General features: G+C 55.5%; 10 protein-coding genes and 1 pseudogene. All 11 read right to left on the reverse strand.

Going from position 1 to position 10,630, the window contains the following annotated elements; genetic code table 11:
- Nucleotides 1–250: 250 nt before the first annotated feature.
- On the reverse strand, nucleotides 251–1,261 hold the full coding sequence (virB11, locus tag AC5ZGW_RS43760) for a P-type DNA transfer ATPase VirB11 (RefSeq protein ID WP_130230326.1): 1,011 nt from the start codon (nucleotides 1,259–1,261) through the stop codon (nucleotides 251–253).
- Nucleotides 1,258–2,610 carry a TraB/TrbI/VirB10 family type IV secretion system protein gene (locus AC5ZGW_RS43765; RefSeq protein WP_130230324.1) on the reverse strand — a complete coding sequence of 451 codons (1,353 nt, stop codon included), beginning with the start codon at nucleotides 2,608–2,610 and terminating at the stop codon, nucleotides 1,258–1,260. The genes virB11 and AC5ZGW_RS43765 overlap by 4 nt, the downstream gene beginning before the upstream one ends.
- Nucleotides 2,607–3,338: a TrbG/VirB9 family P-type conjugative transfer protein gene (locus tag AC5ZGW_RS43770; protein ID WP_130230322.1), complete on the reverse strand. Its 732-nt coding sequence runs from the start codon at nucleotides 3,336–3,338 to the stop codon at nucleotides 2,607–2,609. The genes AC5ZGW_RS43765 and AC5ZGW_RS43770 overlap by 4 nt, the downstream gene beginning before the upstream one ends.
- A 30-nt stretch (nucleotides 3,339–3,368) precedes the next feature.
- On the reverse strand, nucleotides 3,369–4,043 hold the full coding sequence (locus AC5ZGW_RS43775; RefSeq protein ID WP_130230320.1) for a VirB8 family type IV secretion system protein: 675 nt from the start codon (nucleotides 4,041–4,043) through the stop codon (nucleotides 3,369–3,371).
- A 381-nt stretch (nucleotides 4,044–4,424) separates the two neighbouring features.
- Complete coding sequence (locus tag AC5ZGW_RS43780) at nucleotides 4,425–5,507, reverse strand: type IV secretion system protein (protein ID WP_245475100.1); 1,083 nt, start codon at nucleotides 5,505–5,507, stop codon at nucleotides 4,425–4,427.
- 5 nt (nucleotides 5,508–5,512) lie between these two features.
- On the reverse strand, nucleotides 5,513–6,160 hold the full coding sequence (locus tag AC5ZGW_RS43785) for a type IV secretion system protein (RefSeq protein ID WP_165435589.1): 648 nt from the start codon (nucleotides 6,158–6,160) through the stop codon (nucleotides 5,513–5,515).
- 262 nt (nucleotides 6,161–6,422) lie between these two features.
- A complete protein-coding gene (locus AC5ZGW_RS43790; protein WP_245475099.1) occupies nucleotides 6,423–8,771 on the reverse strand; it encodes a VirB4 family type IV secretion/conjugal transfer ATPase in 2,349 nt (782 codons plus the stop codon).
- Entirely contained in the window at nucleotides 8,764–9,042 is a 279-nt protein-coding gene (locus AC5ZGW_RS43795; RefSeq protein ID WP_130230314.1) for a VirB3 family type IV secretion system protein, read from the reverse strand. Before AC5ZGW_RS43795 ends, AC5ZGW_RS43790 begins: the two co-directional genes overlap by 8 nt.
- 70 nt (nucleotides 9,043–9,112) lie before the next feature.
- The gene (locus AC5ZGW_RS43800) at nucleotides 9,113–9,418 is read right to left on the reverse strand and encodes a TrbC/VirB2 family protein (RefSeq protein WP_245475098.1); all 306 of its coding nucleotides are present in this window, start codon (nucleotides 9,416–9,418) and stop codon (nucleotides 9,113–9,115) included.
- A gap of 303 nt (nucleotides 9,419–9,721) precedes the next feature.
- Nucleotides 9,722–9,901, reverse strand: a complete 180-nt coding sequence (locus AC5ZGW_RS43805) for a hypothetical protein (protein WP_130230310.1) — start codon at nucleotides 9,899–9,901, stop codon at nucleotides 9,722–9,724.
- Nucleotides 9,902–10,014: 113 nt separating this feature from the next.
- Nucleotides 10,015–10,299 (reverse strand): annotated as a pseudogene (locus tag AC5ZGW_RS43810) (IS256 family transposase); the annotation flags it as partial.
- Nucleotides 10,300–10,630: the final 331 nt, after the last annotated feature.

The following is a 10,630-nucleotide window of genomic DNA, read 5'->3' on the forward strand; positions in this document are numbered from 1 at the left end:
GTGAACCTCATAGCGCTGGGCCAGATCGGCCACCGTCGCCTGCTCCCGCACGGCTTCCAGCGCGATCTTTGCCTTCAGTGCCGCGTCGATCTTGCGTCTCGTCTTCGTCGTCATCATGCCCTCCGTCTATCAAACGGAGCAGCCCTTTTTCCAACTTAGCCTCTGATCCCAAAACCGGGGTCCATTTCACTTCTTCGGGCCGGACTCTCACTCCTTCCGGAGGAAATACTCAGTGGCAGGTCAGTATGCTTCATTCCTGGCGCTTCCTATCGGCGAACGGCAAGTAGATTTGCAGCACGCCGCGCCTGCCGCGGCGGCGTCCCACATGAACAATGAGATCGATCGTCCTTTTCGCGTAATTGACAATTGAAGTGTGGGACATCCGCGCACCTGACCGCATGACCATGAATGCCAGCCTGTCGAGAGCAAGTTCAGGACTGTCGGCGTGGATAGTTGTTATTGCACCTGGGTGTCCTGTATTGATCGCCTCAAGAAATTCATATGCCTCGACACCCCGAATTTCGCCGAGAACGATGCGGTCGGGGCGCATTCGCAGACAGCTTTCCAAGAGTTTTGACGGGCTCCGAGCAGAGTGTTCCGTACGATCTGCAATTAGGCCAACTTGATTCTTGTGAACTGGAGAAAGCTCCTGTGCATCTTCTATGGTAATGATCCGCTCCTCGGGGTGCGACATCGCGAGCAAAGCCCGTGCCACCGTCGTCTTCCCCGAGGATGTGCCCCCCGAAACCAGAATATTAAATTTCTCCTCAATTGCTAATCGGAATAGACCCTGCAGCTTACCAGCCTGCGCCATATCGGCCGCTGTCCGATGGCGCTCCTGGCGAACGGCGTCCACCGAGATCTGCTCACCTTCAACGAATTCGATATTGGACACGTCCAATGTCCGCGTCCGGTATTTGCGGATCGACAGGGACAAGCCGTGCTCAACTGCAGGCTCGACAACCACTTGGACGCGCTGCGGGTTGCCCCAAACATTAACCCGCCCTGATACGATCGGATGAAGCACCCCAAGTGTGTTGCGGGCCTCTCCCGCCAGCTGCACTCCGAGCCGCTTGATGGCGTTGGCCCCTAACGCCACATCGATCTGGTGCATGTGTATCGATCCGGCCTCTTCGGCGAAGATGGAATTGTCAGGGTTGATCACCACCTCATTGATACTATCGTTCGTGAGATATTCCTTCAGGGGGCTGAAATACTGCTCTATATAAGAGACGTCTGGGCTGGACCGGAAGTCATTCATCGAAGAACAAGATCCCGATTCACGAAAACGCGAACTTCCTCGCCTTGCGGGACACGAAGGAGTGGAGGAAGGGAGAGATATTCGTCAACGACAGGTCTGGCCTGACCACCGATGGTCGCTGCAACATCGGACACGGCCTGGCCTGTAGCGTTCGAGCTGTCTGGCCAGGCACCTCCGCTATAGTACGGCGGACGATTTACATTCGACGACCTGTTGCTGCCGACGAGAGCGGGAATGGTCGATGACACTGCCGTGAACACGCTGAATAGGAGACCCGCACCTATCTTCGTGCCATAGCGGTTATCTACATTCCCTTCGGTACCAGCTCGACCGAGGAGGTCCGCACCTGCGGAGCCGAGCTCGATCGATTTGGCGTCTGGAGTGATGGCCCGATTCCAAGCGATTAGCACTCGTCTTTGCTCGATTTGCACTTTATCGCCGACAGTGCCAATCAGGCTTGTCCCTGCGGGCAGCAGAACACGCGAGCCGTCGACCGCGAATACGGGCTCGAGGACCTGAGCCCGGACATTTCCGGGCAATTCTGAATGGATAGCCGTTTCAAGTACCGCGGAGATGATGGTCCCCTGCACGATGGTATGCGATGGATCAGCGAGAACTCGTGACACCGAGGTCTTTACCTCCGAGCCGGATCCGTCCCGCGGCCCTGATTCGTCAACGACTATGCCGTTGGATTGCCTTTGTTTGGCGCTTATTTCATCCAGCTCGCGGCGCCTCTCGGCCTCGCGCTGAGTGGAATTGCGCTCTTCTTCCAATCGTAGTGCCGCAGCACGCAGGCGTGCATTCTCAGCTTCCGCCCTTTCACGATCCTCCTTAAGTTTCAGCGATAGTTCTTTGTTATAACCGTCCAGAAGTGTCTGGACATCAGCGAGTGAAACGCTCGAGCCATTGTTGGGCCCCGCGTTTCCGCCAACTTGATTTCTGTTGTCCTGGACCTGCTTATCCATTGTACTGTCGGAAGCGGCGGCCGTCTGCTTAACTGGAGGAGCGCTGGGAACTGAAAAGTCAAGCCGCTGATGACTTCTTGGGACGTCCTCGACCTTTAGATCGACTTGTGACGCCTTTTGGCTGTCATCGCCACTCAGACCAATGACCTTCAAGACTTGCGTGGAGCTCGTAGCAATGAGCGCCGTGACGGCACTGGCTAGAAGCATGGTGGCGAAAACGACCATCCAATTACTTCTGCGCTTAGATTTGCCGATTTGTTTGGCGCGGCGTTTGTCGAGCAGTCTCTTTCGCTCAAAATCCACCGGCGCCTCTGCTCCAGTCTGTACGGCATTGCGCTCGCGCCCATGGTCAGCATCTCTCGGACCCATCAAACCATCCCTCATTGAGTCGCCATGCGCACTGCGCTCTCCTTGGCGACGCAGACCGTATTATCGCCGATTCTCATCACCCAAAAGTCGCTGATCCCGTCGACGACGATACGGTCGCCGTCAGTGCGCGAATTAACCAGCTTTTCCTCGCGATCCTGACCGATCATAAACACTGCTGGCCGGGGCGCACCTCTTGGCAAAATAAAGGTCGTCTGCAAGGTATTGTCTGTCACAGCAATCGGCCGGAACCGCGCATCACCCGAGGCCGCGTACTCATGATTTATAGGAAGACCCCTGACGGACCCTTCATGTGGTGCCTTACTCTCATCGGGATAGATGAACGTTGCCCGGAACGCTTGACGCGCTCCCGCCTGCATCCCCGCCTTTATTTCGCCGACCGTTCGCAGCTCGAAGGTGTAAATGCGCCGATCAGTGTAGACAGTCATGTTGGTGAGAGCTTGATCAATAATCGGCTTTACGCTCATCACATTGCCCACCTTCAGCTTGACCACTTCCCAGGATGCGCTGTCGCCAACGAGAATCGATTCGATTATCTCCCCCTGTGCGAACTGGATAGCCGTGATTGACTTCAAGTAGAGATCGAGCTTGTAGACGTTGTTCTCATCGTAAACGTAGCGTTTGATGCGCCAATCTGACGTCGCTGCTTTGGGCGATTGCTCCGCCTTCACCGCACTTAAGAACGCCATGAGGATAATCAAAGAAAAGGAAAGAGCCCTAACCATCGCACTTACATCGTTTGGCCGACCGACTGTCTAGTCAGCAGTTTCCGCATCAATTCGGTAAGACGAGACGACGAAGCCCAGGGGATTTTTCCACACTGCCTCCAAAGCAACATTTATCTGCGGCCTGAATTGATATCCGATAGTCGCCACGAAACTGCGGCGGACGGCCTCGCGGCCTTTTTGTTCCCGGTACTTGACAATGCGGACCCGGGCCAGATCCGCTGTGTTGCGCTGGTCCGACGGCATGAGCGAAATAGACTTAACTACGACCCGCACTCGCACGTCATCACCGTAAACAACGGGTGGATATTGCGCTGAACCCGAACGCCAGGTTTCGGCCAGAGTTTCTTGCGCGTTGCCGGACGAGCGCGTCATTACATCAGGTATCCGGGTTTTGTTGTCCGCGGCATCGTACGTTTCTCGGTCAACGACGTAGGACACGAGTTCCGCCTGAAGCACGGCGTCCTGTTGTTGAAGCGTGGCGGGCCGGACTTGAACGATTTTTTCAGCCTCGCCAGTCGTTTTATCCACTAGAACCACATAGGGCTTGGTCTCTTTGATGGGCAGCACGCCGATGAGCGCTCCTAACGCCAACAGACTTGCGGTGATGGAAGCAACCGCAACTTTTGCCCAGTTATTCCGTTGTGTGCAAAGACTAAAAAACACCTCGTCTTCGAATGACCGCTGGGTTGTCTGTTTAGACATGTGGTTCACTTATCAACTGGAGAGTTCCGGTTGCGGTGATGGAGTGAGTGGTTTGCAAGACAAGGGCCTTCTTCAACCCACCGCGTTTGCAGTGTGGGTATAACTCCGCATCAACCATACTTCCGTCCAATTACTCATAGGTCCGAAATATAGGCGACATCTGGATGCTTGAAGAAGGAACGCACCAAAGCTGGTCTGTTGCCGATGTCGGCGAGCTGGGTGCGGACTCGGTCTTCAATTTCTCGCCTGCGCGCAGCGGCCGGCGTGCATTGCCAGTTCGCTCCAACGCCATCATGCGGATTTCTTCCAGGGTTCGATGGTCAAGTTGTCGGCCGCCGCGTTTCATGCCGATAGCATACACCAACGCCGCAACAATGTCGCCTATATTTCTGACCTATGAGTAAGGGACGGTTGTTCGGCTGTGCGACGAGCCACACGTTCATCCCAACGCCGTTGCCGCATACAAGCGCCTTGGCGCATTGCGTTGATCGCTGGCGATGCAGCCTTGGCTGTCGATCCCCGATCCGCCGCTGTCGTCATGGTGGCAGTGTCCAGCAATCGTTGAGCGTTGACGAAAAACCTCATCGTCGCACTTTTGGCCATGGAAGCTGCCGCGGTGGCTGCACCGGCACCGACAGCCGCAACCGATGCGCTGGATAGAGCACTTGCCATGGTCGGAATCTGGAACAGGAGAATGGTCGCCGCAATCATGATGAAAGGGTAACCAAATTGGTCGGGTTCCGTCCGACTTTGCGCCGCGATTAGCAGTACAATAGCCATCAACGCTGTTGTCAGTAATGGAATGACTGAATACGCAACCGTAAAGCGCGTCCAGCTCTCGAAATACTGCCTCGTTTGAGGCATCATCAGCATGGTGATCGCGAGCGGCGCCAGACTGATCGCCACCGCGAGCCCTACTTTTGCGACCACCACGATAATGACGCACGCTGCGGTAAAAAACCCTATCACGATCAGCACGAACGCACCATAAAACACGTTCCGAATTGCCTTTCCGATCTTGAACATTGAGACGTCGGAAAAGTAGTCGTAGGCAATATGCAGACCGACACGAGCCGACGCATCCATTGCCGAGTACGTATCCACTATTGTCCCGCCATTGAGACTACGGGCAGCGTTTGTCTCGAGCGTTGCTACAACCCCACGCATCATAAGCGCGCCATAGTCGCTCGGCACTTCCGTGACTATCACGTAGATGCCCTTGAAATTTGCCCAAATGGTCGCGAACGAATATATGAGCACATATCGGAGCCCCCATTGTAGATATGTCGAGTAGTTGACGTTTGTGAATTGCACGAGCTGGTTCAGCGCAATAAACAGAAGCGCGACCATGGCTATCGCACCAAGTAGCGCTTTGATCGGGTCAGCGACTGCTTGAAACACCGTTTGCACATGATCGACAAGCGTCGTGTCAATACTCTGCGCGACCTTCACAATGAGGCCCATGGCGATCACTTGTTGATGTCGTTTAACAGACCGCGTGCGCTGTCCGGCTCGGCGCTATCCGAGCCCAGCACCATGACGTATGATCCTGCCACTGACGCGATGGCCGCTTGGGTCCGCAACGTTTCGTTGAGCTGCTGTGCGACTTCGATCATTACGCGGGTATTGATATCGACGCTGGTTTTTAGTTCCGTGCTGGTTTCAAGCGCAGTGATATACTTATTGATCCTTTCCATGCTTGCATTGGCGCGTTTGTAAGAGTCGTCCGCGGTATAGGCCGTGACGGCGGCTTGGGCCGACAAATATGCGATCTTGCCAAACCTCTTGTCGTTGCGCAGCGCAAACGCATCATCCAAACGGTAGCGGTCACGAAATCCTGAAAGCGCCTCCTGAATGTGGGCCGCCCCAACCGAGCCGCCTGCCAAAGCAGCGCTGGCCATTTCCGCCGGCGCTCCATTTCCCTTTCGGGCCGAAATATCCGCCGCGTCATTGTTCACCGGAAACGGCTTTGGACCTGATATACCGGCAACCACCGTGGATGCCGACGCAACGAGTTGCATCATGCCGTTACTCAGTGCGCGAACACTTTCTACTATGTACGCCAGCAGCTCCCCAGCCCTCTTGTCCAACGTCGGCTGTGCACCATCCGACACCATGCTAGATACTCCGGCTGAAGGGAGCGGTTTGGCGGCAACCCGGCTTTCGTCAGCGCAACTTTCACAAGGCGCGAGACTGATCGCCCCAAGCATCAGGCAAGTAACAACGAGAAATCGGGAAACGCATTTCATGTAGCGACTCGCTCGGTTTGAAAATGAAGCAACTCCCAAGCGCAACCACAATCGTTCTTCCGTCTCTCCGGAACCGATTGGCACCCAGTAAGGGAGGCAAGCACAAGCGCGAGGACTATGGTGGAACGATTCATTGCAGCATTTCCATCGGAAAGTTCGGTGTGTCACGCCAAGCAACGGGCGCTTTATTGCCGCGCCCCCCACCCAAGACATCAATTCCCTTCCCGAGTGCACCAAGTGCAAAATCAAGAACTACGCTGTCATCCCCGGATTTGAATAGTACGAGATGATTGTCCACATTACTTATCTGAAGGAATGCACGCTCGGTTGGCGTCAGGTTGAGCAGCGCGAGTTCCTCTTCGGTATTGAACGTACTTGGATACATCAATCGCGTGACTGCGCTCTCTAGAATCGTATTTCCGGCGGCGCTGTTTGCGATATGCGCTACACGCTGGGTCAGGAGAACCACGGCAACGTTATTCTTGCGCATTGTTAGCATCCAGTCCTTTAGACGCCTTTCAAAATAGGGATCGTCAAGTAGTTTCCAGGCCTCATCAATCACGAGCAGGGTTGGCAGCTCATCTTCTACGAGCCGTTCCACGCGCCTGAACACGTAGCTCAACCACGCGGTGCGGACGGTTTTGTTATCGAACAGCTCTGTGAGATCGAAAGCGGTGACCAGACTATCGAAACAGAGGGGATCGCGGTCCTTGCCGCCAAACAGCCATCCGAACTGGCCCATGCGGTCCCACTGGCCAAGCCTCTGATAGAGATCTCCATTGTCATCCGTCGCCCGCAGCTGCCTGCGGAACTGTTCGAAGTTCTGCAGGCGGCGATCAGCCGCCGCATTTGCCTGAGCTGCATCGCTAAGGGCCTGCGACTGCAACGGACTAAGTCGCTCGCCCTCGTTTTCCGCTAGTGCCCTAAGCCAGTCAGAAAGCCACGCCAAGCCTCGGTCATCTGCCTCCGCCCGCATCGGGTTAAAGCCAAGTTCCTGCCCCATACGTACACTCGAATAGCTTCCGCCCATCGCGCGAACCGCCATTTCGAACCCGCTATCCTTATCGAATATCACAATGCGCGCGCCAAGCCGATGCGCCTGGCTGAGCAGAAAGGCAGTACCGAGAGTTTTGCCCGAGCCCGTTTGGCCAAGCACAAGGGTATGGCCAGCGGTGCGCTGGCCTGATTTGCCGGGCAAATGAAAATTAAAGCGAAACGCTTCCCCGCGCGCTGTTGGAAACATCGTCACGCAATCGCCCCATGGACATTGCTCATGCGCATTGCCTTTCGGCGAGCCGTGCATGGCGCAACATTCTCCGAAGTTCTGAGACGAGATCATTGCCGCACGTGCGCGGAAGCTGAAATTGCCAGGATGCTGAGCGAAGTATATGGCGCGGGCGGAGAACTTTTCACGGACAATCGAGGCGCCAGCATCCTGCATAGCGCGAGTAACATACGACACCGCTTCCTCAAGCTGTTGTCGACTTTCGCAGAATAGGGCGATACTGCAATGATGGTCGCCAAAGACGACGCGGCCGGACGCGACGTCGTCTTCCGCCTGTTCGAGTTGAGCCATCAGAGAAACGGCCGCATCCTCGGCCGCCTTCATTTGCCTTCGTACGCGAGCGATCTTGCCTTGGGCGGCTATACTGTCGATCGGAGTAAAGCTCTGCGAAATCACCATATCATACGGCAGATTGAGACCGTCGAATATCCCGGGATACGTTGCAGCGGGATAATCCTTCAGCGATATAATGGTGCCGTAGCGTTTGAGATCTGGATTCGGGTTGTCACATTCGAAGACATTGCCAGCGAACGTGATCATCGAACTAGCCAACAGGTCAGCAACGGGCACGAACGTTTTGCCGGCAGTGAGACGCCCACGTGACCCGTCTATCAGGGTGCGTAGCACGCTGAGCCATTCCCCGCCAGAAACGGTTAACCGGCGAGGCTTTGCTTCACTTACGCTGACCATACATGTATTGATCAGCTGATCCAGCCGGCCGGCACGGGCGACGACTTCGTCCTTGCTACAGCAGTCACTACGGGCAAATAGACTCGTTAGCTTGACCATTCTTTTCGGCGGCCGGATTACGATGGTGACTAACGTCACCCGGTCACGCAATCCAACAGACTGGAGATAAGTTTGCCAACGCCTGTCAATTTCTTCATTAAATGGAGTTCCTTGAACAGCGCGCATGGAGGGCCGGGCCCCCACCGAGATACGATGAACATAATATCCGACATCCTCGCGCTGCTGCGCGATGAATCGTGAGAACGCGGTGCTAAGCTCGATTGTTTGTCGGTTGTCTAGAGCGTCGGCATTCACCCCCTCGACGGCAAAGGTCGCCATTACATCCCCATCACGCAACATTAAGGTGAAATCGTCGATAATGCTTAGATACGGTAGCCCACCAACGAGTTGCTCACCTTCGCGACCAGCGAGCCGCAAAGCATAGTTTTCGGATAGCTCAGACACGATACACTAGTCCGTCGCCCTTCAATACGGCAGCGTTCATGGGCGTACATTGCATGGTTGCAATGATGACGCTAATGAGTTTTGGATCGTAGGCGGCTAGACTACGCAAGGCTCCGTAGCCAACAGCTCCCATCACGGCCAGATAGACAAATGACTTCGTGATGACGAATCCAAGCATAACGACCCATGCGAGGAACACCAGATGCATGACAGGCAAACCTGCAAACGTGACCTCTCGCGTTAATCCAAGAAAGACGGTTGTCCGCTGCACGATGCTTGCCTTTCGAACTCTCTGAGGCGACCCGCGCCTTCCGTTGAAGGGAGCGCGCGACCGGAGGTGATTAGAGAGGGGTCAGCGACCTGACAAAGCTGGCCCCGCCGAAGACGATTGCTATACCCATCATGACAGAGACTGCAAAAGTCCAGTTCATCCGGCCAGTCATAAATGAGAAGCCTACCGCCATGACGGCCAGAGCGGAAATTGCGACACCCACTGGACCGGTAATCGTTCTCACAATTGCATCAAGGAACGTTGTCACCCCGGTGAAGTTCTGAGCAGCACATGGAGCCGTAAACACGAGAGTCAATACAACGACAAGACCGACGAATGAAATTAGCTCGTCGCGGGAGAAACACCACTTCTTCACTGCGCGCTCCATAATCGTGTGTTGTCGGCCTTAGTATGAACCATAAGCATTAGGGACTTCGTTGGAGGGGCTCGACGAGATCGGGCAGCTGTCAGCGAATACCTAAGCCTCGACCACTTCAGCACTGAGACCGATTGGTCATCCGGCGCTCTAGCACGGCGCCGGAAACGCCTACACCCTCGATCGCAATGACCGCCCGCCGCTAGCACTTGACTCTCCGCTTCGATCACTACGGTAAAGAGATCGACGACGATACCTAACCGGTGGCCCTCCGCTGGCCTGAACGCGGCGTAAAGCGCACCGCTAGATGGCAGTGAGCCAGTACATTTGTTGCTGATCGAAGGACAGCACCTGTCGCCGACTTTGAGCGACGGACTTACAGTTGTGACCTTGCTCGCCAAGCTTTTGATACTCATCACAACTGGCGCCTTGGATGGAGACCGCGTCGAGATCAGCAGTTTTCCTCTGCCGCTCCTTGGCCATATGTAGCCAATCGCTTGGATGGATGTCTAAGACAAAACCGTTTCATTGGTAGCAAAGGATGAAAGAGTATTGCGAGCTAGCGAGTTGGTGCGCAACGACGCCATACGCGATCAACGGTCACTATCGCCGGCCGCCCCGCGGTCGCGAATCTTCGCCCGCGCCACCTCGACCGCGCCGACCCCGGTCTGGATCGTTCGCGCCGGGCCGTAGCCATGCCGCACGACACGGGCGCGTCCGTCGGCAAGTTTCAAATCCTTCACCGTGGCAAGAAAGGTCTCGACTTCCACCTCGACAGCCTGTGCCAGAAGCTGCCGCGCACCGGCGCGCAGCACATTGGTCAGTGGATCATCGATCTCGTCGGGCTGACGAAGCGGGACAATGTTGCTAGTCTCGTTCATGGCGTATCTCTCTCCTTGAGAGAGGTTCTGGTAGGCTTCGACACCCGCCTCGATACGCCGCCTATCTCAGTCCGTCATCACCCAGTTTCCCGCATAGCTCACGCCGCTTCAAAGGCCGCCGTATCACTCAGTTCTGATTCCGGGTACTATTCATCAGTACCGCCGTATACATATGACATAGGATATATCCGCCCGAATGGACACATGCCCAGATGCACACACATACAAACATAGAAGACACAACCATATATCCTGCCGCCGCCGCCGCCGCCCGCCGTGTAAGCCCATAACATGCTTCCAAACACGCGACAAAACGACAAGCGGGCGGCCG

This window comes from Bradyrhizobium sp. Crot121, assembly GCF_059512385.1.